Annotated in this window: 18 protein-coding genes, 1 other RNA gene and 5 pseudogenes; 6 read left to right on the top strand and 18 right to left on the bottom strand. The window is 59.4% G+C overall.

The genetic code is table 11. The features are described from left to right. Window positions 1-3: 3 nt before the first annotated feature. Window positions 4-456: a GatB/YqeY domain-containing protein gene (locus JCM25414_RS09680; protein WP_025841511.1), complete on the bottom strand. Its 453-nt coding sequence runs from the start codon at window positions 454-456 to the stop codon at window positions 4-6. A gap of 165 nt (window positions 457-621) precedes the next feature. Here JCM25414_RS09680 and carA point away from each other — a divergent pair. From carA to JCM25414_RS18965, 4 genes and pseudogenes are all read left to right on the top strand, one after another. After that, window positions 622-1,973 (top strand): annotated as a pseudogene (gene carA / locus JCM25414_RS18970) (glutamine-hydrolyzing carbamoyl-phosphate synthase small subunit). A 3-nt stretch (window positions 1,974-1,976) separates the two neighbouring features. Beyond that, window positions 1,977-5,231 (top strand): carbamoyl-phosphate synthase large subunit, encoded by a 3,255-nt coding sequence (gene carB / locus JCM25414_RS09670; protein WP_025841510.1) that lies wholly within the window; start codon window positions 1,977-1,979, stop codon window positions 5,229-5,231. 445 nt (window positions 5,232-5,676) lie between these two features. Further along, window positions 5,677-6,150 carry a transcription elongation factor GreA gene (gene greA, locus JCM25414_RS09665; RefSeq protein ID WP_025841509.1) on the top strand — a complete coding sequence of 158 codons (474 nt, stop codon included), beginning with the start codon at window positions 5,677-5,679 and terminating at the stop codon, window positions 6,148-6,150. Between the two features lie 55 nt (window positions 6,151-6,205). Further along, window positions 6,206-7,416 (top strand): annotated as a pseudogene (locus tag JCM25414_RS18965) (threonine ammonia-lyase). 48 nt (window positions 7,417-7,464) lie between these two features. Here the strand turns inward: JCM25414_RS18965 and JCM25414_RS09655 are convergent. The 10 genes and pseudogenes from JCM25414_RS09655 to aroA all read right to left on the bottom strand — a co-directional run bounded on the left by JCM25414_RS09655 (window position 7,465) and on the right by aroA (window position 20,069). Beyond that, window positions 7,465-8,316, bottom strand: coding sequence for a hypothetical protein (locus tag JCM25414_RS09655; protein WP_025841508.1), 852 nt, complete (start codon window positions 8,314-8,316; stop codon window positions 7,465-7,467). 136 nt (window positions 8,317-8,452) lie between these two features. Beyond that, a pseudogene (locus tag JCM25414_RS18960) lies at window positions 8,453-9,465 on the bottom strand (CgeB family protein). A gap of 59 nt (window positions 9,466-9,524) precedes the next feature. Then, complete coding sequence (locus JCM25414_RS24990; protein ID WP_242403484.1) at window positions 9,525-11,096, bottom strand: glycosyltransferase; 1,572 nt, start codon at window positions 11,094-11,096, stop codon at window positions 9,525-9,527. Window positions 11,097-11,195: 99 nt separating this feature from the next. Further along, window positions 11,196-11,435 (bottom strand): glycosyltransferase family 2 protein, encoded by a 240-nt coding sequence (locus JCM25414_RS24985; RefSeq protein WP_242403483.1) that lies wholly within the window; start codon window positions 11,433-11,435, stop codon window positions 11,196-11,198. Window positions 11,436-11,686: 251 nt separating this feature from the next. Next, on the bottom strand, window positions 11,687-12,487 hold the full coding sequence (locus tag JCM25414_RS24980) for a hypothetical protein (protein WP_242403482.1): 801 nt from the start codon (window positions 12,485-12,487) through the stop codon (window positions 11,687-11,689). Window positions 12,488-12,506: 19 nt separating this feature from the next. Continuing rightward, a complete protein-coding gene (locus tag JCM25414_RS18950) occupies window positions 12,507-15,419 on the bottom strand; it encodes a glycosyltransferase family protein (RefSeq protein ID WP_242403481.1) in 2,913 nt (970 codons plus the stop codon). Next, on the bottom strand, window positions 15,359-15,862 hold the full coding sequence (locus JCM25414_RS24975) for a CgeB family protein (RefSeq protein ID WP_242403480.1): 504 nt from the start codon (window positions 15,860-15,862) through the stop codon (window positions 15,359-15,361). Before JCM25414_RS24975 ends, JCM25414_RS18950 begins: the two co-directional genes overlap by 61 nt. Window positions 15,863-16,060: 198 nt before the next feature. Then, window positions 16,061-17,755, bottom strand: coding sequence for a 30S ribosomal protein S1 (rpsA, locus tag JCM25414_RS09635; RefSeq protein ID WP_025841507.1), 1,695 nt, complete (start codon window positions 17,753-17,755; stop codon window positions 16,061-16,063). A 340-nt stretch (window positions 17,756-18,095) separates the two neighbouring features. Next, window positions 18,096-18,728: a (d)CMP kinase gene (cmk, locus tag JCM25414_RS09630; protein ID WP_035443080.1), complete on the bottom strand. Its 633-nt coding sequence runs from the start codon at window positions 18,726-18,728 to the stop codon at window positions 18,096-18,098. Beyond that, window positions 18,728-20,069 (bottom strand): annotated as a pseudogene (gene aroA, locus JCM25414_RS18945) (3-phosphoshikimate 1-carboxyvinyltransferase). Before aroA ends, cmk begins: the two are co-directional and overlap by 1 nt. Window positions 20,070-20,251: 182 nt before the next feature. Here aroA and JCM25414_RS09620 point away from each other — a divergent pair. Further along, entirely contained in the window at window positions 20,252-20,578 is a 327-nt protein-coding gene (locus JCM25414_RS09620; protein ID WP_025841505.1) for an FYDLN acid domain-containing protein, read from the top strand. Window positions 20,579-20,640: 62 nt separating this feature from the next. Beyond that, on the top strand, window positions 20,641-21,138 hold the full coding sequence (locus JCM25414_RS18940) for a hypothetical protein (protein ID WP_159101741.1): 498 nt from the start codon (window positions 20,641-20,643) through the stop codon (window positions 21,136-21,138). Between the two features lie 8 nt (window positions 21,139-21,146). On the opposite strand, the gene JCM25414_RS09610 is transcribed toward JCM25414_RS18940, so the two are convergent. The 7 genes and pseudogenes from JCM25414_RS09610 to ffs form a co-directional block, all read right to left on the bottom strand. Further along, on the bottom strand, window positions 21,147-21,623 hold the full coding sequence (locus JCM25414_RS09610; protein WP_025841503.1) for a hypothetical protein: 477 nt from the start codon (window positions 21,621-21,623) through the stop codon (window positions 21,147-21,149). Beyond that, entirely contained in the window at window positions 21,620-23,023 is a 1,404-nt protein-coding gene (locus JCM25414_RS09605; protein WP_025841502.1) for a glycosyltransferase family 2 protein, read from the bottom strand. The genes JCM25414_RS09610 and JCM25414_RS09605 overlap by 4 nt, the downstream gene beginning before the upstream one ends. 24 nt (window positions 23,024-23,047) lie before the next feature. Then, complete coding sequence (locus tag JCM25414_RS09600; RefSeq protein WP_035443113.1) at window positions 23,048-23,770, bottom strand: SDR family oxidoreductase; 723 nt, start codon at window positions 23,768-23,770, stop codon at window positions 23,048-23,050. Window positions 23,771-23,805: 35 nt separating this feature from the next. Further along, a complete protein-coding gene (gene recR / locus JCM25414_RS09595) occupies window positions 23,806-24,405 on the bottom strand; it encodes a recombination mediator RecR (protein WP_035443076.1) in 600 nt (199 codons plus the stop codon). A 24-nt stretch (window positions 24,406-24,429) separates the two neighbouring features. Then, the gene (locus JCM25414_RS09590; protein ID WP_025841499.1) at window positions 24,430-24,753 is read right to left on the bottom strand and encodes a YbaB/EbfC family nucleoid-associated protein; all 324 of its coding nucleotides are present in this window, start codon (window positions 24,751-24,753) and stop codon (window positions 24,430-24,432) included. A gap of 18 nt (window positions 24,754-24,771) precedes the next feature. Beyond that, a pseudogene (locus JCM25414_RS18935) lies at window positions 24,772-26,825 on the bottom strand (DNA polymerase III subunit gamma/tau). Window positions 26,826-26,857: 32 nt separating this feature from the next. Next, an RNA gene (ffs, locus tag JCM25414_RS22470) (signal recognition particle sRNA small type) lies at window positions 26,858-26,954 on the bottom strand. Between the last annotated feature and the right edge of the window lie 20 nt (window positions 26,955-26,974).

Below are 26,974 nucleotides of genomic sequence, written 5' to 3'. Positions count from 1 at the left end.
AAATCAGGACAGGCGGCCTTTGACGACCGAATTCACGCGACCCATATCGAGTGCGCTGCCGAACTTGGCCTTGAGCACGGCCATGACCTTACCCATCTCCTTCATGCTGGTGGCACCAGCCTCGGCAATGGCCGCATCGATTTCAGCCGTCAGCGCTGCCTCATCCATTTCTGGCGGGAGATAGGCCTTGATCGTCGCAATTTCGGCCTCTTCCTTCTCTGCCAGCTCGGGGCGGCCGCCCTCGCGATACATGGTGGCGGATTCGGTGCGCGACTTGATCATGCTGCGCAGCATCGGGAGAATATCCTCATCCCCGATTTCCTTGCCATTGGCGCGCGCCGCGACGTCGAGGTCCTTGATGCGGGCGGTAATGCCGCGAATCTGCGCTACACGATCCATTTCCTTCGCCTTCATGGCGGTCTTGAGATCGGTCGAGATCTGTTCTCTCAGGGACATTGTCTTTTTCCTTTTCCTGACCTGCGCCACACGAGATCGGGAATATTTTTCCCACATATCGAGCGGCGGTTGAGAGTGGGAAAAAACTTCCCAATCCCGTCTCAAAGGCTTATCTAGCATCAACACTCGCGCGTCCGAGTGGAAAAGGACGCAAGGGAGACGGGTATGGACATCGAAGAGATCATCGAGAAGGCAGGAGGCGCCGAGGCGCTGGCCAGCCTTACCGGCGTCGGCACCGAGGCCATTCGCAAATGGCGCCAGTCGCGCGCCATTCCCGGCAAGCATTGGGCGGCGCTGCTACGCCTGCCCGGCATCACTCTCTCTGACCTCGATCCGCAGACGCCTCAGGAGAAGACCCCGACCATGACCGATACCTGCCCTGAAGGCGCCAATGCCGCCCTCGTCCTTGCTGACGGGACCATTCTCTGGGGTGTCGGTTTCGCGCCCATACCGAGGGCGCCGCCATAGGCGAGCTGTGCTTCAACACCGGCATGACTGGCTATCAGGAGACGCTCACCGATCCGTCCTTCGCCGGCCAGATCGTGACCTTTACCTTTCCGCATATCGGCAATGTCGGCACCAATGCCGAAGATGACGAAGCCCAGCGCGTCGCCGCGCGCGGCGTGGTGGTGAAGGAAGATGTCACCCTACCCGCCAACTGGCGCTCGACCCAGAAATTCGCCCAGTGGATGATCGGCCAGAACCTGCCGGGCATTGCAGGCATCGATACGCGCCTCATCACCCGTCGCCTGCGCGATGGCGGCCCGCAGACCGCCGTGCTTGCCTTCCCGAAGGATGGCCAGTTCGACCTCGCTACCCTGCGCGGCCAGGCCGTCTCCTGGCCCGGCCTCGAGGGCATGGATCTGGCGAAGGACGTGACCTGCACCCAGAGCTATAACTGGGGTCTCGGCGTCTGGCAGAAGCCTGAGGCAGAGCGCAGCACACGCCGCAGGGTGGTAGCTGTCGATTATGGTGCCAAGCGCAACATCCTTCGCTGCCTCGTGACCGCTGGCTGTGACGTGACTGTCGTGCCGGCCACCGCCACGACCGAAGAGATCCTGCGGCACAACCCTGAGGGCGTGTTCCTCTCCAATGGCCCCGGCGATCCAGCCGCGACCGGCGTTTATGCCGTGCCCGCCATCAAGGGCGTGCTCGCTGCCAATGTGCCGGTTTTCGGCATCTGCCTCGGCCATCAACTTCTGGCACAGGCGCTCGGCGCCAAGACCTACAAGCTGGAGCGCGGCCATCGTGGCGCCAACCAGCCGGTGAAGGATCTCGCTTCGGGCCGCGTGGAAATCACCAGCCAGAACCATGGCTTTGCGGTGGATGACAAATCCCTGCCCGAAGACGTGATCATCACCCATACCAGCCTGTTCGACGGCTCCAATGAGGGTATTCGCAGCACGAAGCTCGATGCGTTCTCGGTGCAGTACCATCCCGAGGCGAGCCCCGGACCGTCCGATTCATTCTATCTCTTCGAGCGCTTCGTCGCCCTCATGGACAAGAAGGCAGCCTGACCCATGCCGAAACGTACAGATATCTCGTCGATCCTCATCATCGGCGCCGGCCCCATCGTGATCGGTCAGGCCTGTGAATTCGACTATTCCGGCACGCAGGCCTGCAAGGCGCTGAAAGAGGAAGGCTATCGCGTCATCCTCATCAACTCGAACCCGGCCACGATCATGACCGATCCGGGCCTGGCCGATGCCACCTATGTCGAGCCGATCACCCCGGAATTCGTCGAGCGTATCATCCTCAAAGAGAAGCCCGACGCGGTTCTGCCCACAATGGGTGGACAGACGGCGCTGAACGCCGCCATGGCGCTCGACAAGTCGGGCTTTCTGAAAAAGCATAATGTCGAGCTTATCGGCGCCAATGCCGAAGTCATCGACCGTGCCGAAGACCGCCAGAAATTCCGCGAGGCCATGGACGAGATCGGCGTTGAATCGCCGCGTAGCACCATCGCCCATACACTCGAAGAGGCCCGCGCTGCGCTTGAAACCGTGGGCCTGCCCGCGATCATCCGCCCGTCCTTCACCATGGGCGGTGCCGGTGGCGGCATTGCCTATAACCGCGAGGAGTTCGACCAGATCGTCGCTGGCGGTCTCGATGCTTCCCCCACCACCGAGGTTCTGATTGAAGAATCCGTGCTGGGATGGAAGGAATTCGAAATGGAAGTCGTCCGCGACAAGGCGGATAACTGCATTATCGTCTGCTCCATCGAGAATATCGACCCGATGGGTGTGCATACGGGCGATTCCATCACTGTCGCTCCGGCGCTGACGCTGACCGACAAGGAATTCCAGAACCTTCGCGACATCTCGATCGCCTGCCTGCGCAAGATCGGCGTCGAGACGGGCGGCTCGAACGTGCAGTTCGGCATCAACCCCGATGATGGCCGTATCGTCGTCATCGAAATGAACCCGCGCGTCTCGCGCTCCTCGGCGCTCGCCTCCAAGGCGACCGGCTTCCCCATCGCCAAGATCGCGGCCAAGCTAGCTGTCGGCTATACGCTTGACGAGCTTGCCAACGACATCACCGGCACGACGCCCGCCAGCTTCGAGCCGACCATCGACTATGTCGTCGTCAAGATCCCGCGCTTCACCTTCGAGAAATTCCCCGGCGCCCCTGCCCTGCTCTCGACTTCGATGAAGTCCGTTGGCGAGGCCATGTCGGTCGGCCGCTCCTTCGCCGAAGCGCTGCAAAAAGGTCTGCGTTCGATGGAAACGGGGCTTACCGGCCTCGACCCTGTCGAAGCCCCCGGCGACGGCTCGCTCGATGCCTATCGCGCCGCCCTGTCCGAGCCGCGCCCCGAGCGCATCCTGATGGCAGCCCAGGCCATTCGCGCGGGCCTGAGCCTTGAAGACATCAATGCAGCCTGCCGCTTCGAACCCTGGTTCCTCCGCCAGTTGCACGATATCGTCGTGTCCGAAAACGAGATTGCTGCCAATGGTCTGCCCAAGGATGCCCGCAACCTGCGCCGCATCAAGGCACAGGGCTTCTCCGATCGCCAGCTTGCCCGCCTGACGGGTCAGAGCATCGACGAAGTGGCGGCACTGCGCCTGAAGCTTGGTGTAACGCCCGCCTATAAGCGCATCGATACCTGCGCAGGCGAATTCGCCTCTGACACGCCCTATCTCTACTCGACCTATGAAGGCGGGTTCGGCGTGCCGGAATGCGAGAGCCGCCCGACCGACCGCAAGAAGATCGTCATTCTCGGCGGCGGCCCGAACCGCATCGGCCAGGGTATCGAATTCGATTATTGCTGCGTGCATGCCGCTTATGCGCTGCGCGAAGCCGGGTTCGAGACCATCATGGTCAATTGCAACCCCGAGACCGTCTCGACCGATTACGACACGTCCGATCGTCTGTATTTCGAGCCGCTGACCGATGAGGATGTAATTTCCCTCATCCGCACTGAACAGGCCAATGGCGAAATTCTGGGCTGCATCGTACAGTATGGCGGTCAGACCCCTCTCAAGCTGTCACGCGCACTCGAAACCGCAGGTATTCCGCTGCTCGGCACACCGGCTGACGCCATTGATCGCGCCGAAGATCGCGAGCGTTTTCAGGCTCTACTGCGCAAGCTTGGTCTGCGTCAGCCCGAGAACGGCATTGCCCGCACGCCGGGGGAAGCCGAGGCCGTGGCCGAAAAGGTTGGCTACCCTGTCGTGGTTCGCCCGTCCTATGTGCTGGGCGGTCGCGCCATGGAGATCGTGTACGATCCGGCCGGTCTGCAACGCTATCTGCGCAACACGCTGGTTCTGGCCGGTGCCGAAGTGTCCTCCGGCCCGATCCTGCTCGATCGCTATCTGAACGACGCCATTGAAGCGGACGTGGACTGCATCTGCGACGGACAGGATGTCTATGTGGCTGGCGTGATGGAGCATATCGAAGAGGCAGGCATCCATTCGGGTGACTCGGCCTGCTCGCTTCCGCCCTACACGCTTTCTCCTGCCATCGTGACCGAGCTGAAGGCCCAGACCGAAGCCATGGCGCGCGAGCTGGGCATTGTCGGGCTGATGAACGTGCAATACGCCATCAAGGACCACGAGGTTTTCGTGCTCGAAGTGAACCCGCGCGCCTCGCGCACGGTGCCCTTCGTCGCCAAGGCCACCGGTGTTCCCGTTGCCAAGATCGGCGCTTGCGTCATGGCTGGCGCCAAGCTGTCGAGCTTCAAGCTCGATGGTGACGCCATCGCTCCGCATGTGGCGGTCAAGGAAGCCGTTTTCCCCTTCCATCGCTTTGCCGATACCGACACCATCCTCGGCCCGGAAATGCGCTCGACGGGTGAAGTCATCGGTCTCGACAGCAGCTTCGAACGCGCTTTCGCCAAATCCCAGCTCGCCGCAGGCGTCGTTCTGCCGCAGGCTGGCACAGTACTGCTCTCGGTGCGTGACGGCCACAAGACCCAGGTTCAGGCACTCGGTCGCAAGCTGATCGAGATGGGCTTCAGCATCATGGCCACGCGCGGCACGGCTGCCCGCCTCGAAGAGGCCGGTATCGCCGTCAAGCGCGTCAACAAGGTGCTGGAAGGCCGCCCGAACTGCGTGGATGCCATCCGCTCCGGCGATGTCCAGCTCGTGATCAACACGGCGCAGGGTTCGCAGGCCGTGCGTGACAGCTTCGATATCCGTCGCTCATCCCTGCTCGGCGGTGTGCCGCATTTCACCACGCTGGCAGGCGCCCGCGCGGCGATCTACGCCATCTCGGCCATCAAGGATGGCGGGCTCGACGTTGCGCCGTTGCAGTCCTATTTCAAGCGGGAGTTCTAAAGGAATCGGGGCTCTGCCCCACTCCCCGGAAAGGGGCTCGCCCCTTTCATCCCCTCAAATGGGTGCGCACAGGGCGACAGTCCTTTGACGGGTTTCAGGACAGCGTCCTGAGCAACGTTCCTCTAATCCAGCGGGGAACTCGCCCCCACTCTCCAGCAGGAGGCTCGCCCCTTTCATCCCCTCAAATGGGTTTGCAAAGGGCGACGGCCCTTTGACGGGTTTCAGGGCAGCACCCTGAGACAACATTGGTAATCCCCGATCAATTCTGCATAAAACCAGGCAGAACCCTCGGCTTGCCTTGAACTTGCCCCCCGGAAGACCTAGCTTAAATGATCAATTTGCGGGCTGGGATTGTCTCAAGCCCGGTTATGCCCCGTGCAGGGCCTCGGGACAGGGTGTCCCAGAGGCTTTACGCGTGGGCCGAACTCGTTTTGGGGAATGCGCTGTGCAGAAGATTCCGATGACCGGTGAAGGTTTGACCCGTCTAGAAGATGAACTGCGTCGTCTGAAGAGCGAAGACCGCCCGGCTGTCATCCGCGCCATCGCGGAGGCCCGCGCCCATGGCGATTTGTCTGAAAACGCCGAATATCATGCCGCTCGCGACCGCCAGTCTTTCATTGAGGGGCGTGTGCTCGAGCTTGAAGAGATCATCTCCACAGCCGAAGTCATCGACCCGTCACAGCTTTCAGGTGATATGGTGAAATTCGGTGCGCATATCGAACTGGTGGATGAAGAAACCGACAAGGAGAGCGGTTACCAGATCGTCGGCATGCATGAGGCCGATATCAAGCTCGGCCGTCTGTCTGTCTCCTCGCCGCTCGCCAAGGCGCTGATCGGCAAATCGGTCGGCGACAGCGTTACCGTGCCGACTCCAGGTGGCGACAAGAGCTACGAAATCCTGACCGTCACCTACAAGTAAGTCGCGTCCTGAAACAGGGCGGGCCAATCCGGTCCGCCAACACGAAAAGAAGAACGTGTCCGAAGTTCATTCTCTCACCTTCGCCGATATTCTTGCCGCTCATGAGCGGATCGCTCCGCATATTGTTCGTACGCCAAGCATTCGATGCGCCGCGCTTTCGAAAATGACGGGCGCAGATATCTGGCTGAAGCTGGAGAACCTTCAGGCGGTCGCTTCGTTCAAGGAACGCGGCGCCGCCAACAAGCTGGCCCTCCTCAGTGAGGAAGAAAAGAAGCGCGGTGTGATTGCGGTCTCGGCTGGCAATCACTCTCAGGGCGTGGCGCGTCATGCCAGCCTTCTGGGCATTGACGCTACCATTGTCATGCCGCGTCACACCCCGTCGGCCAAGGTCGAACGCACCCGAGGGTGGGGCGCCCGTGTCGTCACGGAGGGCGAGGATTTTGCCGAGGCTCCAAGGTTGCGGAAGTGCTGCGCGAACGGGAAGGTCTGGTTCTGGTCCATCCCTTCAATGACGTCGCCGTCATGGCGGGACAGGGCACGTTCGCCGTCGAACTGATTGAAGACAGCCCGGCGCTCGATATGCTGGTGCTTCCTATCGGGGGGGGCGGGCTGATCAGCGGCTCCGCTATCGCGGCTGCTGCGCTCAGCCCCGAAACAAGGATCATCGGCGTTCAGGTAGAGAGTCATGCTTCGCTTTCCGCCTTTCCTGAGGCCGCGGTAGCTGCGCGTGGGGGCTCGACCATCGCCGAGGGGATTGCGGTCATGCAGATCGGCAATCGGTGTCTCGAAGCTGTCAGCCTGCTGCTGGATCGTGTGCTGGTCGTGACCGAGCTACAGGTCGAGTCTGCGATCGCGCATCTGGCGGAACAGGCCAAGCAGGTCTCGGAAGGAGCAGGCGCAGCAGCGTTGGCGGCCGTCATGACCTATCCGGAAATCTTCGCTGGCAAGCGTGTCGCGCTGCCGATCACAGGTGGGAATATCGGCACGCGGATTTTTGCCAATACCCTGCTTCGTGCCCTACGACGTGACGGGCGGCTTCTGTCACTGACGCTGCAGATTCCCGATCGTCCGGGTGTGCTGGCCGATATCTCGACGCGTATCGGTAACGCGGGGGGCAATATTATCGAAGTATCGCATCAGCGGCTTTTCGCAGCGCCATCGGTACAGACTGCCGAACTGGAAATCATGATCGAGGCGCGCGATGGAGACCATGCCGACGAGATTGAGGCCGATCTACGCAGCCATTATCACCTGACACGCGGCTGAGCGCTCAGCGCGCTCGACTATCGGTTGGGAAATTATCGGTCATCCAGTCTACCGCGTCGGACCGGCTATAGCCTCAGGCAGGGCATAAAGCGTGCTGAGCAGAGACTTGTCGTAGGCTGTCATGGGGCCAGTCGGACCCTGTAAAACAGATGTTTCGGTAAATCGCAGCAGGCTTGTCGCGTCATACCCGGTGCGCAGATGAGGCCCTGCGAAGGCAATCACCGAGAGAAGATCATTCAGCATTCCCCAGGGCTCGTTTTTTAACCGCGTGATGTCTACGATAATCAGCACAATCTCTATGTCACGCCGGGTCTGCTCATTGGCCACAAATGACGGGTAGCCCTGTGTCGCATAAACGATGCCGTCAGCCGTGGAGATGACGAGGGGCGGCGTGCCATCCTTACTGCGCATGGCTGAGGATGTCAGCCAGCGCACAGCCCGTGGTTTGAGAAACTCGCTGATCTCGGCCTTCGTCGCCATAACCTTGTTCTCTCTGAATTCGATCGACCTGTCTAAGCCGACAAAAAGAGTAGGGTTGAGATTCTGGATTTTCGCTGCGAGCGCGTCAGACTGATCGGTAAAGAATACGAAGAGGCGTGCGTCCTTGCATTTCTGCCTTACCTGAAGCCCAAGACCTTTGCCGACAGACTGCAAATGACCGAAGAGCGCCGAGGCAAATTGATCCTGGATGCCGTGAATATCCACGCAGACAGTCTCATGCCAGCGCGGCATGGTGTCGAATTGCCGCTCACCGAGTTCGGCCTCGATATGGTCCTCAAGAGCATCGCGGCTCATGCCACGTATCGTATAGTCTTCCTGTGCCCCGGTTTGCGCTGCACCGAAGCACAACATCAAGATGCCAATCAGTCCGGGAAATACACGCCGTATCGTTCGCGTCATGATCGTCCTTTTGGAGCAAGGGGAATCAACGCTAGCGTGCTGTTACGAATGTCACATTTAAATTAATCGAAATCATTCCCTCGGTTCTGTCGGCAAGGCGCTTTGTCGCCAACAGAACCGCAAGCAGAATCAGACCTCACCCTTCGAGAAAGCCTTCGCTCTTGAGCACTTCGATGGCGGCGCGAATGCGATGACCATAGGTATGTTCGTCCATCGTGCGCGCCTGGGCGCGGCGGGCCATTTCGATGCAGAGCGGTGTGTCATCGATATAACGCGCGACGATACGGTCGAAATCGATCTTGTTGGAGAAGGTCGGGATTTCCTCTGCCGTGAAATAGCGGCGCAGTTCGTAAGTGTCTTCGTGAAACACCTGAAAGGCCCCGGCGGCGGCTGCCTCGAAAGTACGTGGCCCGGGTGTCGACGGGGCAACCATGAAGCGCTTGTTTTCGAAATGCAGCGAACGACCCAGATTCAGCACCAGCTTCGAGCGGCGATACAACTCGATGAGCTGCGCCTTTTCGATGCGCGCATCCGAAAAGCCGATCCCGAATTCGCCCCAGCCTGGGCCGATGATCTTGACGTTCAGGTTGCGCAGGGTTGGCATCAGATTGCGCACGATATCCTTTCGGCTCGTGAATGCGACGCCGCAGAAGAGCACGTCGATGGATTTCTCCACCTCCTTCTCGATCGGCGCATAATGTAGCTTGCGGCTCGCAGCGAGCGGCAGATGGAAGACCCGTTCACGCTGATAGAAATTATGGCCCCAGCGATCGCAGGAGAAAATCACGTCGAAATCATCGGTAATCCGATAATTTGCATCCTGTTCATAGGGGTCTTCCGTCGCCAGAACACGGTGATCGCCCCGATTTTTCTGGCCTCGCGGCAGACCTCACCGAAATAGGTGCTTTCTGGCAGATAGGAGCCAATCGCGAAAACGATGGTCGGCTTCAGACGCTCGATGGACGCAGCGGCGCCGCTGATATGCACAGCGATGACATTCTCTTCGCCGAAGCACTCAGCCCAGCCATCCATGATCGATTCACGGATCTGCGCATTTGCCTGAGATTCGTAACGGCCGCCGCTACAGATGAGCACACGCTGAGTCGTGCCAGCGGCCCGGGATTTAACGTTTTTCTTACCTGCTGACATGGTCTCTCAATCCGTCTCTCTAGTGATGAGGCTGGCCCTCGGCCCCGCCCAGCCTGATATCAGATATGGCCGATAACAGAGGCCACACTGTCATTGATAATCTCTCCCAGCCTCGCTTTGAAACGGGCCGGATCGCAGTCGCGCTCGACAGCCCGAAGAGCGCCTGAACGGATCATCCTCCACTTTTCCTCGTTCTCGTAAGTCTCTGCCATGACGAGTGCAAACGCGATGGGATCTTCCGAAGAGGCGCTGACGAGCTCATACCCATCTGCCCAACCCATCTGCTTTGCAAGAAGACGGGTTGCAACCACAGGGAGACCATACGAAGCCGCCTCGTGCACCTTGTAGGGAATCCCGCCTGCATAGCGTGTCGGCGCGATAAACAAACGGTGCGTTGCGTAAAGCGCCGTCAGGTCATCGACTGGACCAAGCCAGTTCACACGTCTTGAAGCGCGCAAGGTCGACACGTCTACCGAAGGATGCACGAAACCTGCGACTGTCAACTTCACTTCTTCGGGCAAATACTCATCCAGCTCGGGCAAAACATCATGAATGAGCCAGAAGAGACTGTCGAAATTGGGAGCGTCCTCATCATGCAGCGCGCCGACGAACAGAAAATCTCGTCGCTCAGCAAAAGATTCCCGCCCCGGTCGCAGCGGCATGGAATGCCCGAGAATAGCGACATTCTCGTAACCCGCATCCCTGACAAGCGCTGCATCATGTTCGGAGACTACAACAACCTGCTGACAATACTGAGCCGATTCCAGCTCGCTCGCGACCATCTCATCCAGAGGTGCCAGCTTTTGGGCCGGGGGGTGGAACCGCGCCTTTTCGATGGTTCTCGGCGCAGCGATCACCTCTGTATCGAGGATCACGCTTTCGACCGGGAGGTGTCGGCTATGCTCGGCCAGAACCGGTAAAAGCCGGACGAGATTATGCGTCCGCCCAATCCAGACGAGATCGTAATATCCGGCGCGCTCCTCAATAAACTGATCGAGAGTCGAAAGATCGCTTCGGGTCATCACTTCGACATCGTCAGGGAAATCGGCAGCGAGATCTGCGTAACTCGCCGCGCGTGGCAAGACCGGGAAAACCGTAACCTGCAGCCCGAGCTGGCTCATCGCCCAGACAAGGTCGTTCGAGCGCACATAGCCTGAGCCGAGCGAACGCAGGGGAATACGATCCTCAATGAAAAGCACCTTGCGACGCGTGCTGCGATGCGAGCGCGCCAGGACTGCATTCCGCAAATGTCCGGGCAACTGCTTGCGCAGATAGTCCTGATGCTGACGCCCGAAAACACGATGATTGATGACCATCTGCGCTCGAGAACCTTCTGATCCCGAACTGCCGAATTCGAGATGCTCAACCATTACCGTCGGATCATAAACGACGCGCTTACCCGAACGAATCGTCCGCAAGCAGAGATCGGTATCCTCGAAATAGGCGGGTCGGTAGAGAGGATCGAAGCCATTGAGCGCACGAGCTGTTGCACTCCGAACAAGCAGAAACGCTGCCGAGCAGTAGTCGACATCGCGCGCGAAATTGGCCTCGGGGATATTGGGGTTGTCCTGACGACGATAGCCATAGGTCGACCCGTCGCGCCAGATGATAGACCTGCCTCCTGCAGCCACATATTACTTCGGATCAGCTTGGCCCCGACTGCCGCTATATCCCCTGCGCTGTACAGACGGGCAAGGGCGTTGCGCAGGGCGTTCGGATAAAGACGCAGATCATTGTTCAGATAGAGCAGAGCGGGCGCTGACATGCGCCAGCGCCTCGTTACAGCCGTCGAGATAACCTACATTATAGCGAAACCGCAGCATCTGAGCGCCGCGTACAATATGTTCGATCCGGGTTGTCTCATCGCTCGATGCGGAATCGACGAGAATAAGCTGAATACTGCCCGTGTAGTTGGCGCGCAGCGAGGCTAAGGCCTGCAATGACAGAGCATATTTATCATGGAGAACCATGATGACCGAAAGCTCCGGCACGCCATCAAAGGCAAATTCTAGACCTCCCCGGCTGACGATTTTCCGCTGGAGCGACGCCTCGGCTTCAAAATAGCGACGTGTCTGGTCTTCATCCGCCGCCGACAGATCAGCGCCCTCGCCATAACGAGCACGCTGTGCAATCCAGCAGGCGTAAAGACTGTCATAGAGGCCCGCCTTGATAAGCGCCCTGATCTCCGGCCGCTCGCCAAAGGGCTTCAGCGCGACATTCTCTATCGGGCCACGTCCCTCTGCTGCTCCGTAGCGGACGAAATGATCATAAGCGTTTCTGAAAGAACCGTTCTCGATGCTTGGCAGTACATCGCCATTGATGCGGGTGTAGTAGCCTCATCGAAAAAAGCCTGAGGGTTAAAATGCCTCGGGGTCTGGTTGGTAAGATAATGATGTAAAACAGAGCTGTACCGCCCGGCCGCTATCTCGCGCGTCACATCAGGATAGGTCTCACGATACCAGATCGGATCGAAATACCATGAAAGACGGCCCTGATCGGCAAGAGACGGTGCAAGCTCGGTAACGACACGAAACGCCCCGCTACCTGCGATCATCTCGCGCTGCGATTGATCCGTGATGGCCGCCAGACATTTAGGGTCAAGAAACCAGTGCCCGGCCAGGCCCTCGAGATCGCCTGTTTCAAGGAAATGATCATAGCCGTTGCGGAAGAAACCGTCAGCGACGATCTCTGACACCAGCGAGGCATGACGGGCACGATAATAGCTTTCCGAAAAAAGCCAGTGAGGCGCGTGGGTCGCGTAACCCTTCGCACAATAATGGTCGAAACCCGACGCCAGCTCACCCCGGCAGATCTCTGCGTAAAGTTCCGGATAGGCCTGTCGATACCAGGTCTCATCGAAATACCTGTTCGGTGAAAACCCGAAGGATTTACCTATCGCTTGATAATGCTCTGCCGCATCGTAATATCCGTTAGCAGCCATCTCCTCGGCTGCAGACGGATATTGGGCGAGATACCACGCCTCATCGACGACCTGCCATTTAGGCTTGCGCTCGCTCTGCATCAGGACGTCTCTTGGGGCTTCAGGCCATGACCGCAGGTGCGAGGCTGGACTCGATCGCTGCATTAATCTGCGCAACGACCGATTCGTCTACCTCCGCATGAGCGACCGACGCAATAACGCCTTCTGAAACGGTTACGAGAACATCGAGCGCCTTGATCCCGATCTGCTCACCGACAGTGTTGACGAGACATAGCCTGTAAACACCTTCCATATCGGCAGCATAACCCGAAGCGATTGACAGCCAGCCCTCGAATCCGACGCAAAGCGGCGCATCCGGGAAAATGGTCTTCACGTCATGGCGCAGGAAGCGGTTGAGAGCGAAGAAGAACGCCTCGTTCGTCTCTCCACCGATCAGCGCCACAGACATGGTACCCGCGCGTTCGAGCTGACGCAGAAAGCCCCAGCCGCGGATGAACAGATTGCCGTCATCCGTCAAAAGTGGTGCCGGATCGCCGATCAGTCCGCTCAGCGAGTCGATATAATGCTGGAAATCATTTTCAGCCTGATGATACCGCGCGTGAGGATGCAGGCGACTCAACTTGATACCGCGCAGATGACCGTCAGCATGCGAGATACGATCGAAGTCGCGCATGATCTGGTCATTAGACGGACGCTCTACCTGGATCTCGTTGACCTTGCCATCCTTGACCGTGATCTCGACCGACGTGACCATGAAAGCGCCTGCGCCGTTGACCACGTTAACCAGCCCGACGCGGAACGTGCCTTCGCACCATTTACCGCGCAAAGCCGCCTGACCGGCGAAACCCGCCCGACGAGGCGCATTGGGGTAAATCGACAGAACGTCACCACGTGCTTCGCGTATGCAGGGCAGGAAGACGAGCGGCGCTTTGTCGTCGCCGATCAGCACCGCGTAAATCGACCCGGCGGAGCTTACGCCCGGCAGGACATGCCACCCGCGAATATGAAATTCGTAAGATCCGGCAAAGTCTTCAGGCTCGTTCTCAGCAAACACGAAGTGGCAGACATCATCGATATAATATTCTGCGCCCTGGATCGAGAACCAGTCCGAAACCGGCTCAGGCATTTCGACCGAAAGATCGCGAATGGTCGGCGGATCGAAAATATGGCGCGGGGGTGCCTGATGACGCCACGACGCGTGCGGAAGCAGATGCACTTGTCCCGCATCAATCTGCATTTCAGCCGTACCAAGCTCACGTACGGGCGCCGCCTCGCGATAAACGTCGCGCATGTCGTTGGCGTAGGTTTCGGCCTGCGTCCAAAGCGCGGGGGAGATATTGCCCATGATCGAACGGCGTATGCCCTCCGACGAGCGCAGCAATTCGAGACGTTCGAGCACCATATTGGCACGGCCAATCGGCACCTTGAAACCATTGACGCCATCTTCCACGCGGTCGCCAAGCGCCCCCACATCGGTCACGATCGGTATCAGGCCGTTCTGCCAGGCCTCGGACAGCGAGATGCAATAGGTCTCTGGCCAGATAGACAGATTGAGCGCGACATCGGCAACCTGAAGGGCTGCAATATCGCCAGCATTGTAACGTCCGTAGACCTTCACATTAGGACGCGGCTTGCCGTTGATGACCGCATCATATTCGGGGTGAATATAGCCGAAAATATGGAACTCGATGTGATCGGGATGAGCGATCTCGATCAGATTGAGGATCGTATCGGCGCCCTTGGTACGCAGGAAATTGCCTACAATTGCCACCTTTAGCGGACGCTCGCCCAGAGGCTCATAGAGTTTGGGAACGATGGGGATCGTGTTTTCGGGTGACGGGATACCGAGGATCAGACTCTTTTTCTCATCGAGGATCGGATAGATCTCATGAGTCAGATTGCGTGAATGCTTGGTTCCGAACAGGATCATATCGACCGAATGCAGCATTTTGGCGATGAACGCGCGTCGCGTCTGCTCGCCGCCATATTCGATGTTTTCGGCAACCTTGAGGATGATATCGCTCGCAACGACCGACTTCACCTCATCCTCGATATAACGCAGATCCTGATTGAGCAGGTTGTAGCGCGACGAGATCAGCCAGAAATCATGGGCCGAGAACACCACACCGGCACCGCAGGCCTTGGCAATGATCGGCAGCGACAGGGCATGATGACCGAGATGCTGAAAATGGACGATATCGAAGTTGTACTGGCTGATCGCGTTCGAAAAGGCCATTTCCTCCGGCCCATCGCACATCGCATCCATCCAGCCCACTTCGGGCACGTCATAGCGCTCGACCTCCTGCCCATTGGCTGTGGTCAGGCGGCAATGCGTACCGCGACGCAACCAGTAGAAAAATTCGATCTCACGCCCAAGCATGGAACAAAGCGTTTGCTGATAGACCTCGACGCCACCCCATGCGGCTTCATGAATGGTCGAATGCGTGCACATGAGCACACGCAGGCGACGACGGCGCGGGGCCAACTCGGTTCCGGGCACAACGCGACCGAAATTGGCACCGGTGACTTCGGCCATACGGCGCAAACGATGCTCGTAAAGGTGCCCTTCCTGAGCTGATTTCTGCCCGGAGAGCGCCACACTGTGGCGCAAGGCACGGTCATTGAGCAGGGCAGCGACCGCGCTCACAACACCATCGACATCACGCGCAAGGAACGTGCCTTCGATCTCCGCGAAATATTTGGTGTCCATGCTGTCAGGCGCTTCAACCACCTGAGCCGCACCCGCTAGAGCCAGTTCGTAGAAGCGCGGTCCCGGAGCCGTCGCCTGACTGACATCACCATGACTCGCATAGTCACGGAACATGGTCAGCGTAACGGCACTCGCATTGGCGAAATCGATGAATGCCTCATGACTGACCGGGCGCTGGATTGCCAGTTCGGCCAGATCGGCAGGCAAAGGCGGCAGATACTCATTGCCAGGGCAGATGAGCTTCAGACGGGCCTGCGGAAAGGCGGCGATGATACGACGAAGCGTCTCGACGCGGTTCGGCACATGGTGCCGGCAAAGAAGATATCGTAATCGAGCGCCTCGCCCTCTTTCACGTCCCGCTGATGAATGGTCCGACTGGCGCCGAGGGGGAGATAATGCCCCTTGCCGCGATAATGATCCGCGCAGGAGGGATCGTTCGTGAAGACGAAATCGAAAAGATTGGAGTTCTCGACATTGAAATCCCGCATGAACGGGTCTTCGAACGTCCAGAGGATCATCGTCTTGAAAGCCGGGCGGATGCGTCGCATCAGCTGCGTGTTAATGCGCTGGCCATCAATACAGATCAGCGTGTCATGCTCGCCTGAAGCCGCAGCCTGAGCCAGAGTCATGTTATCGGCGAGCAGAACCTGATCTGCGCCAAAAAGAGCACGCGCGGCACGCTCTACCGCCAAGGTCAGATAGGAGTTGGGATTATGGGTGTAGTTCGTATTGTAAATAACAGCCATGAAGCCCCCGCAACCGCATCCTTGCAACAAGTAGGGGCAATTCCCCCTTGCCGATCAGATTGTGTCTAACCCAAACACTGGACGTGCAAAAGTCTTCAGAAGCAGATTTCGGATTAAGTTGACTGTCAGTTCAACAACAAAAAATAAAAGGGCTGCCGAAGCAGCCCTTTCATAGTGTTTCAACAAGATGACTGTTGATTACACTTCGGTATTACGGCGACGGATCGCCGCACCGAGAATGTCACCCAGCGATGCACCGCTGTCAGACGAACCGTATTCGTTGATAGCAGCCTTGTCTTCCTCGACCTCACGGCCGCGGATGGTCAGAGCGAGCTTGCGCGAAGCGCGATCGACGGAAACAACCTTCGCGTCGACCTTCTCGCCAACCGCGAAGCGCTCGGGGCGCTGCTCGGCCTTGTCACGAGCCAGTTCGGCGCGACGGATGAAGCCGGTCAGAACGTCGTCAACCTTGACTTCAATACCGTTGGTCTGAACCGACGTCACGAGGCAGGTCACGATGTCGCCCTTGTGGACGCGCGACAGGGTGTCGGCTGCCGGATCTTCCTGCAGCTGCTTGATGCCAAGCGAGATGCGCTCCTTCTCGGCGTCAACGTCGAGCACCTTGGCCTGAACAACCTGACCCTTCTCGAACTTGGCCATGGCAGCTTCGCCGGCCTCGTCCCAGGAAAGATCGGACATATGCACCATGCCATCAATATCGGCAGAGAGACCCACGAACAGACCGAATTCGGTGATGTTGCGGATTTCGCCTTCGATGGTCGAACCGACCTTGTGCTCTTCGGCGAACTGCTCCCAGGGGTTGCGCTGAACCTGCTTGAGGCCGAGCGAGATACGACGCTTGGCGCTGTCCACGTCGAGAACCATGACGTCGACTTCCTGCGAGGTCGCGACAAGCTTGCCCGGATGGACGTTCTTCTTCGTCCAGGACATTTCGGAAACGTGCACCAGACCTTCGACGCCCGGCTCGAGCTCAACGAACGCACCGTAATCGGTGATGTTCGTGACGCGACCCGAATAGCGAGCACCCTGCGGATACTTGATCGCCACGTTCTCCCACGGATCAGCCTCAAGCTGCTTCATGCCCAGCGAGATACGCTGCGTGTCGGAGTTGAAGCGGATGACCTGAACGCGAACCGGCATGCCGATCTGCAGGGCTTCGGACGGGTGGTTGATGCGCTTCCAGGCAATGTCGGTGACATGCAGGAGGCCATCGACACCGCCGAGATCGACGAACGCACCGTAATCGGTGATGTTCTTGACCACGCCATCGAGGATCATACCTTCCTTCAGGCCCTGGATCAGCTCGGAACGCTGCTCTGCACGGGTCTCTTCAAGAACGGCACGACGCGAGACAACGATGTTGCCACGGGCGCGATCCATCTTGAGGATCTGGAAAGGCTGGGGCTGACCCATAAGCGGAGCGACATCGCGCACGGGGCGGATATCGACCTGGCTGCCCGGAAGGAACGCCATGGCGCCGCCGAGATCAACCGTGAAGCCGCCCTTGACGCGACCATAGATCGTGCCGTTGACGCGCTGGTTGTTCGCGAATGCGCGCTCGAGCGAGGTCCATGCCTCTTCACGACGGGCCTTCTCGCGCGACAGCACGATGGAGCCGTCACGATCTTCATAGCGCTCGACATAAAGCTCGATCACGTCGCCCGGACGCACGTCAGGCGCAGCGCCCGGCGGTCCGAATTCCTTGAGCGAAACGCGGCCTTCGCTCTTGAGGCCAACATCAACGATCGCGAATTCATCCGTCAGGCGGATGACGCGACCGGTAACGACGGAGCCGTCAAAGCCCGTGTCCTGGCCGAGGGTCTCGTCAAGAAGAGCTGCGAAGTCTTCGACGGTGTTGGTGGCTGAAGCCATGTGTTTTCGTAATCCTGGGCCGATCGTGACGATCGGGCCAATGTCTGCGCCCGGCACACAGGTCGGACGGCGTGCTCATGAACCTCGGTCCACCCATGAGCCTTCATAAGAAAAAAGCGCCCGTTCGACAGTAGGAGAACGAGCAAGCGCAGGTGACATTACGCTGCATGACGTCAGACACCCGTGACCGGGTGCTTGTCAATAAAAACCTCAGGTCTCTTGCCGTTTAGGGCGATTCCCTGTCCGATCCTGGCCCGGAGAGGCGCTTGATACCTTAGCCTGCCCGCCCCTTAGGCTTGCGGGCAGGCTAAGGGAGCACAGCTCCTGCTGGATACGTTGCTCAGGCGATGAAGCGCGCCCTTACCACTGAGAGTGCGTGTGCCAGAACGGCCTGCGCATCAAGATGATCGGTTTCAACCAGCACCGCATCATCCGCCTTGCGCAACGGCGAAACCGGACGCTCGGCGTCCTTGCGGTCGCGTGCCTCGATTTCAGCAGCCAACTCTGCGAGCTCTGTCGGCACCGGATCAGCTGCGCCATGCATCTGCTGATAACGACGCAAAGCTCTGACCGCGGCGCTGGCCGTGACGAAGAATTTGAGATCGGCGTCAGGAAAAACCACGGTGCCGATATCGCGCCCGTCGATTACCGCCCCACTCGCCGTCGCGAACTCGCGCTGACGTTTCAGCAGCGCCGCACGGACGGGCGTCTGGGTCGCAACAGCACTTGCGCCACGATCAATTTCGGGCACACGCAGATCGTCGCGCTGAAGATCTTCAGGTTGCAGGGCATGGGCCGTCTGTTCGCCGTCATCTTCGGCCGGGTCCAGCCCGGCAAGGATCATCTGACGTGCCACGGCACGATAAAGAAGCCCTGTATCCAGATGCGGCAAACCGAGAGCGGCAGCAAGCGCCTTGGCAAGCGTGCCTTTTCCCGCAGCGGCAGGTCCGTCGACAGCGATAATGAGGCGCATCAGAGAACCGCCCCGAGGGCAGTCATAAGCGACACGAAACCTGGAAAGCTCGTATTGATGAAGCCGGTATCATCGACGATCACGGGCTTTTCCGCAGCAAGGCCGAACACGATTGCGCTCATCGCAAGACGATGATCCATCTGTGTTTCCACCAGTCCGCCGCCAAGACCTTCCGCACTGCCACGTCCTTCGATGATCATGTCATCGCCCTCGACGCGCACATCCGCCCCGTTGGCCTTGAGCAGGGCCACCGTAGCCGAGAGCCTGTCGCTTTCCTTGACGCGCAGTTCTTCCAGACCACGCAGGCGCGACGTGCCGCTGGCAAAGGCGCAGGCTACGGCCAGCACGGGGTATTCGTCGATCATGGATGGCGCACGATTGGCAGGCACATCGACACCGCGCAGGGCAGCGCCACGCACAACGAGATCGCCCACAGGCTCGCCGCCCTCGATGCGCTCATTTTCGATATCAAGAACTGCCCCCATTTCACGTAGCGTCGTGAACAACCCGGTGCGCAGCGGGTTGAGACCGACGCCCGGCAGGCGAATTTCAGACCCAGGCACGAGACTTGCCGCCACGATCGGGAATGCTGCTGAAGACGGATCGGCAGGAACGACGACATCACGTGCGACGAGGCGTGCGCGGCCTTCAAGCGTGATGATACGCCCGCCTGTCGGCGTCAGCCCGACATCCACGCCGACACCGAAATGACGCAACATGTTTTCGGTATGGTCGCGCGTTGCAACCGGCTCTTCTACACGGGTCTTGCCCTGAGCATTCAGACCGGCAAGCAGGATGGCCGATTTCACCTGAGCGGAAGCAACCGGCAGACAGTAGGAAAGCGCCGTCGCCTCACCCGTACCGATAATGGCCATGGGCAGCTTCTCGCCAAGACGCGTGGCGAAGCAGGCGCCATTACCGGCAAGCGGTTGGGTCACGCGGCGCATGGGGCGCCCGCGCAAACTCGCATCACCCGTCATGAAACTGGTAATCGCATGGCTCGACAGGATACCCGACAGCAAACGCGCTGCTGTGCCAGAATTACCCATATCGAGCACGTCTGACGGCTCTATGAGCGCCCCGACACCCTTGCCGTCGATCACCCACGATCGGCCTCACGCGTGATGGTGGCGCCGAGCGCGCGCATGGCGTCGGCGGTACGCAGAACGTCTTCCCCTTCGAGCAGCCCCGTTACGACGGTGCGTCCCTCTGCGAGAGAGGCGAGCATCAGCGCCCGGTGCTGATGGATTTGTCGCCGGGAACGCGAATCGTACCGCGAAGCGGACCGGGATTGCGCGTGACAGAGAGAGGAATGACGGGGGCAGAAGGATGATGTTCCATGATAGCGTTCATTCCGATGCAGCGCCGCAGCTGTCAATTGCCACGATCTGTTTTCCTGCTTGTTTTAACATGAAAAACCGAGGTTGCATTTGACATGGCGAACGCAAGCTGGCATGGCCCCGTGCTTCGCGGCGCAAGCCGTTCTCCTTCTTCAACCGGTTCAGGATCGACAGGTAGTCATCATGGCAAAACCAGAACTCGGTCTGAAGCGCGTATGCGTCTCTTGTAGCGCGCGTTTCTACGACCTGAATCGCGCTCCCGCGATTTGCCCGAAATGTGGCGCAGAACAGCCCAGCGATATACCGCAGCCCAAGCGCGGTAACGATATCCCTGTCGATCAGACGAAAGACGCTCCCAAGAGCGACGGGGAAGATATCGACGTCGATCTGGACTCGGATGACGATGATGACGACGACGTCATGGAAGATACGTCGGACCTCGACGACGATGACGACGATCTCGGATCGGAGATCGAAGTCACCACCGATAACGACGATAATGAAAATTGATGTTGTCGAGAAAAGCCGGTCTGACCGGCTTTTTTCTTTTGTGCATGGCGCCCTTTCCCTCCATGGCGGAAACCGCATCGCGTCTGAGCCGGGCTCTCAATGCGCAGAACAGCGCCACTAAGGTGCTGCAGGGTTACTGCCAGCATCTCTACCCCGGTGTGAAGATCACGGCGGTTGCCCTACCCACTGATCAGCTCATCCCTCCCCTTCCGCATCATGAGTTCTTCATCCTGGCGAAGGGTGAGACTATCCGCACGCGCCATGTCAGCCTGCGCTGCGGCGATCTCGCGCTCTCAGATGCGTGGAACTGGTATGTACCGCAGCGCCTGGCACCCGAGATGAACCGGGCTCTCGAAACGACCAACAGCCCTTTCGGACATATCGTCGCCCCTCTCCGCTTTACCCGCAGGCCACTTGAGAGCCGATCGACAGACCTCCCACCCGGCATTCTTCTGCGCAATCGGGCGGTGCTCCTGCGCGGCGACGGCCTGCCCTTTTCGCTCGTTGAAGAGAATTATCTCGTTTCGGGTTTTTCAGCGTTCGACGCGCTCAAACCGTAATAGCCCAGTCATTCCACACCACGCAGCGCGCGCCATTCATCGACAAGAGCACACCATCTTTCGCGCACGTCAGCAGCAATACGGTCATCCTGCTGTATGATCCTCGCGCTCTGCTCGACAAACGCGAGAGACTGGGACTGAAAGCGTCGCTCGACTTCTGTCTGCGCCACAGCAACCCCAGACAGGGCCAGAAGTCGCCTGATACCACGACGGATATCGTCGGCCAGAACGCGCACCGGCTGCGCCCCCTCGGCCTCGAAACGGGTCGTGAAGAGATCAAAGATGCCGGGATTATTATAGCGGAAATGCTTCTGTTTCAGCACACCAGTGCCGTCATTCTCACCGCGCGCGAACTTCCAGACATACTCTTCCAGCGATCGTACATGGTAATGGCATATCGAGGCGTTGATCGTCGGCCGAGCCGCGAAATTAGTGTCATGATCGGTCAGATCGCCGTTTCTCTGCCTTTCACCGTCGATCGTCATATACGACACGACTTCCCGTTCACGCGACACAGATGGTGCGCCGTAGCACCTGAGAACAGATTGGTGCGAAATGCCGTCTTGATGAGCGGATGCGTTTCCGTCTCAACGAAGCGCTCGGCAGACAAACCTGGCGCCCAGGTGAGATGACGGTTCGAGTTGAAGACGCGCCATGACATCGCCACAGCCTCGGCACCCTCGCGCTCTCTCGCCTCCAGTAGAGGAGGCAGGGAATGATCGAATTCTGCTACCGGAAGCACGACCTCGTCGAGATCGACCACGAGACACCAACGGTAATCCAGTATCTCCGGCAGGATCATCAAGGCGTGGTTATAGGCCTTGTCCTGCATGTTGATGCGCTCGGGGGCCGCACCGCTATTATCGATCCAGACAATTTCACCCGCGTCGGCGAGACACCGGAGCAACACATCTGACCCGTCTGTAAGGTCATTGGTGTAAATAAAAAACTGCTCCACACCAATGCGACGATGATGGGCGATCCATTCGAGCAGATAAACACCTTCGTCACGCGCTGTTGCCAGCAGAGCAAGTGTTTTACGCGGCGTAACGCTGCGACGCGCAGCACTCAGAAGACGGGCGCCTGGAGAGTAGAGGCTCTCTCTACGCGTATTTTCCTGATAACCCAGAAAATCGTAGCATGCTCCTGCCGACTGGACTGGGAAAAAGCGACCCGCTTGCCAGTCGCTGAGCCGCCTGAACCCGTCAGCGATCCATGCGCTGTCAGAGAGCGAAGAAAGCAGCACGGCACATTTCTGCGCGATGCTGCCCTCCGAGGTCGAAACGAACAAACCGGCAAAAACCTCAAGAACACCAGGAGCGAGAAAGTCGCACAGCATGTCGAGCAGAGGGGGCAGAAAGGAGGGCGGAAAGGCCGCCAAAGCGTCGAGAATGCGAAGAGGCGCGTCGCGTCCATCAAGAAGTACTGCGAATTGTGCCGCAAAATCCTGCAGACAAAAGCCCGGCGCGACTTCGGCTGGGACCTGTGTAAAACGCTCCCAGTCCGAGATGGCCCTGCAATCTGCGTAGATACAGCCTGTATCGATTTCGGCCCTCAAAAAGAAAGCCCCTCGAAAGCGCTTGAGGGCGATCTTGTCTTCGTGGAGTGACACCACGCTCAATGGCGCAAAACCCGGTGACCAGCCGCCGCGCCCCGTCTCAGATGGCGCGTCCGGCCACTTACCGTCCGAGGCGACAAGCAACGCAAAACCCGGCGCCGAAGACCAGCTGAGCGCCAGAGTTTCGCGCGCACTGTCTGCAGAGCGATGAGCCAGACGCTGCGTATTTGGGTCAAGATCGAGGAGGGTGTGATGATGGGTTGCGATTTTCGTGACGCTGCACGTTACGCGCGCGCCATCAGCCATACGCAACTGGAATGCGGCCATCTCGTCTGGTCCACCTTTTTTATCCTATGGGCGCCATTGTAGATGCTGACCGCCATCAAGCGCAATCATCTGCCCGGTTACCGAAGGCATACGCAGTAATGACGTCATGGCTGTGACGATTTCCTGCGGATCAGCGCCCGTATTCAGAGGCGCATTCTGACGCATCTTTGCGAAGTGCTCGTCGCTTTGCCCGACGGCTGGCAGGACAGGCCCCGGCCCGATTGCATTGACGCGAATACGCGGTGCGAGGGCCAGCGCCATGCTCTGGGTCAGGGTCCAGAGCCCTGCCTTCGACAGCGTATAGCTCACGAAATGGGGCGTCAGGTTCCAGACACGCTGATCGAGAAGATTAAGGACCATGCCCTGTGCCGTTTCTGGCAGGGCGCGGGCAAAATCCTGCATCAGTACGAAAGGTGCACGCAGATTCGTCTCAATGTGACGATCCCACGACTCACGGGTCGCGTCATGCCATTCGTCGCGCTCGAAGACCGAGGCATTATTGATCAACACGCCGAGCGGCCCAAGGGCCTTCGTGGCGTCGCCGACGAGACGCACCACTTCATTCTCGTGCGAAAGATCGGCCTCCAGCACGCAGCCGGTAACATCGAGGGTCGCCAGAAGGGCACGGGCCTCGTCGGCATGGCTACGGCAATGAAGGGCAATGGCAAAGCCTTCGCGCGCCAGAGCCTCGACCAGCGCCCTGCCGATGCGTCTGCCTCCCCCTGTCACAAGAGCGGCACGCGGCATCGAGGGAGCGATCCCGACGCCGGGCGTCGCATGCCTCACTGTGCGGGCCGCCTTGCAGAGAGAGCCGCCGCCAGCGTGCCGTCATCGAGCACATCGAGCGCGCCACCGATTGGCACGCCATGCCCGACACGCGTGACGGTCACTTCATGCTCTGCCAGTTTCTCCTGTAGCCAATGAGCCGTGCTGGCCCCTTCAACCGTCGCCCCGAGTGCCAGAATGACCTCGCGTACCTCACCGGAGGCAACACGCAACAGAAGAGACGCAGTGTTCAGATCTTCCGGCCCCGTGCCAGAGAGCGCGGAAAGGACCCCACCCAGCACCTGATACGTGCCGGGATGCAGACGCGAGCGCTCCAGCGCCCAGAGATCGCCCACCGTCTCGACCACACAGATCAGGCCGTGATCACGCGTCGGATCGGCGCAGATGCTGCACGGGTCACTACTGTCGAGTGTGCCGCAGATATGACAGCTGCGCACCGAATGCGCGGCAGCTTCCATGGCCTGAGCAAGCGGCAGGAGTCTTGTCTGGGGCGAACGCAGCAGCACGAGCGCCGCACGCCGCGCTGAGCGCGGGCCGAGTCCGGGCAGACGCGACAATAGCTGGATCAGTCTTTCGACATCGCCACCACCCATCATGGCCCTGCCTCCTACGAGACGAAATCAGAACGGGAATTTCAGACCGGCAGGCAGATCGATACCGCCTGTTACCTTGCGCATTTCTTCAGCATTGGCCGTCTCGACCTTGGCGCGGGCATCGGCGAATGCCGCGATGATCAGGTCCTGAAGCATCTCGACCTCATTCGGGTCGGCCAGTTTCGGATCGATCCTGAGGGCGCGCATGTCGCCCTTGCCGCTCAGTGTGACGCTGACCAGACCAGCGCCAGAAACGCCTTCGACCGTCAGCGCGGTCAGCGTGTTCTGCACTTCTTCCATACGCGACTGCATCTGGGAGGCCTGCTTCATCAGCCCTGCGAGATTTTTCATGCTGCTTGCTCCTTGAGACTAGAAAGACGACCCGCCACCGAAATCGTGCCAGTCATCATCATCCATCAGATCGGCATCGACAGGGGCAAAGTCCAGATCGGGGGCCGCCGGCTCTGTCGCCCAGCTTTCGGGCGATTCCAGTTCTTCGGGCGGCAACCCGTATTCATCGAGTGACAGATCCTTGGGCTCACCCACGCGCGCATCAGGGAAAACATCGAGAATGGCGCGCAAAAGCGGATGGGCGTGCAGCTCTTCACGACGCAGCGAAACGATCTCGGCGCCCTGCTCATCGAGCGTCGGCTCGCCTTCGTCCTGCGATGTCTCGATCTGCCACTGGCCCGGATAGACGCGCTCGAGCAAGGACTGAAGCCGGGTTTCGATGCGCGGCGGTGTGCCGCGCGCCATACGCAGCGCGACACGCGGTGGCTCGAAACGCACCAGATGCGCTGAATGGCGCAGAATGCCGTGCAGCATCGCCTCTGATTCACGCGCCACGAAGGCCACCATTTCGCGCCAGGAACGCAGAGGCGGCAGCGGGGCTTCGGCGCTTTCGGTCTCAGGTGGTGGCGGCGCCGGTGTCAGGATCGGAGTGGGCGCAAGGATTGGCGCTTTATAGGCCACACCGCCATTGGCGACGAGACGCAATGCAGCGCGAGGGCGGTCATCACCACCATCTGGTGCGCCCCCGACCACCGCGCCGCGAGCCGTGACACCTGATCCATCGCCAGGTACGTTACCCGGCGAAGCAGCAGAACCACCGCCTTCCTGCCCGTCTGCCGGCATCTGCATGACCAGACGCGCGAGGCGATCGGGGGTAGGCAGCGTGCTGGCATAGCATAGCCGGATCAGCACCATTTCGGCCGCCGCCCGGCGATCGGGAGCCTGCTCGACCTCCTGAATACCCTTGAGCAAAATCTGCCAAGCACGACCGAGCTCGGCGTTGGGCAGTCGATCGGCGAGAGAAGCGCCACGATCGCGCTCCGCCTCAGGCAGCTCGCGGCTATGACGCAGGCTCGCAATGGCCTTGAGGCGCGAGATGATATGGATCAGATCCAGCAAATCGGTCAGCAGAATGCCGAGATCGGCGCCTTGCGCATAAGCCTGACCGCTGATCGAAAGCGCCTGATCGGCATTGCCTTGCATCAGCACCTCGAAGAGGTCGAAAACGAGCTGACGATCTGCCAGACCGAGCATCGCGCTGACCATAGGCGCTTCGATACGCGACGTGCCTTCTCCCTCGCCCTGGGCGATTGCCTGATCGAGGAGGGAAAGCCCGTCACGCACGGAACCGTCGGCGGCGCGGGCAATGAGCGACAATGCCTCATCGGAAAACGCGACGGATTCCTTTCCGGCAATTCCGGCAAAATGCTGCATCAGCATTTCCTGCGGCACACGGCGCAGATCGAAACGCTGGCAGCGCGACAGAACAGTAACCGGCACCTTACGCAATTCGGTCGTCGCGAAAATGAACGTCACCTGCTCGGGCGGCTCTTCTAGCGTCTTGAGCAAGGCGTTGAACGCATTGCGCGAGAGCATATGGACCTCATCGATGATGAAGACCTTCATTCGCCCCTGCATGGGCCTGAAGCGCGTCGCCTCGATGATCTCGCGTATATCGTCCACACCCGTGCGTGAGGCGGCGTCCATCTCCAGCACATCAGGGTGACGATCGGCGAGAATCGCCGTGCAATTGGCGCAGACACCGCAGGGATCGGCGGTTGGACCGCCCTGGCCATCTACCCCAATGCAGTTCAACGCACGGGCAATAATTCGCGCGGTCGTGGTTTTACCGACGCCACGCACACCCGTCAGCATGAAGGCATGCGCCACACGACCGAGCTGGAACGCGCGGCGCAGAATGCGCACTGTCGCGTCCTGACCGATCAGATCGTCAAAATGCTGGGGACGGTATTTGCGCGCCAGAACACGATAAGGCCCACTACGCTCTGCTGTTTTTTTCGGCTCGGGAACCGCAACAGGCGCGGGCGCCGAAGGGGCATCGAAGAACCCACCTCTTCAATCGGGGGGAGCGGGATCTCTTCCGGCGTGGAGGTATCGTCTGAAGGGGTCATGCGCGAAAAAGCGAGACCGGCTGCTTCAGGGGGTGGGAGGCCGAACACATGACCCGAACAAAACTCACTGCGGCTGCTTCCTTCCGGACCTGACCGGGTTCGCAAGCCGTCCGTCCAAGGCCGACCTCCCGGTGCAGGGTTAACACCAT

The sequence above is a fragment of the Asaia platycodi JCM 25414 genome, assembly GCF_000614545.1.
GTDB lineage: Bacteria > Pseudomonadota > Alphaproteobacteria > Acetobacterales > Acetobacteraceae > Asaia > Asaia platycodi.
Note: the sequence above shows the minus strand (reverse complement) of the source record. Positions and strands in the feature narration are given on the sequence as shown.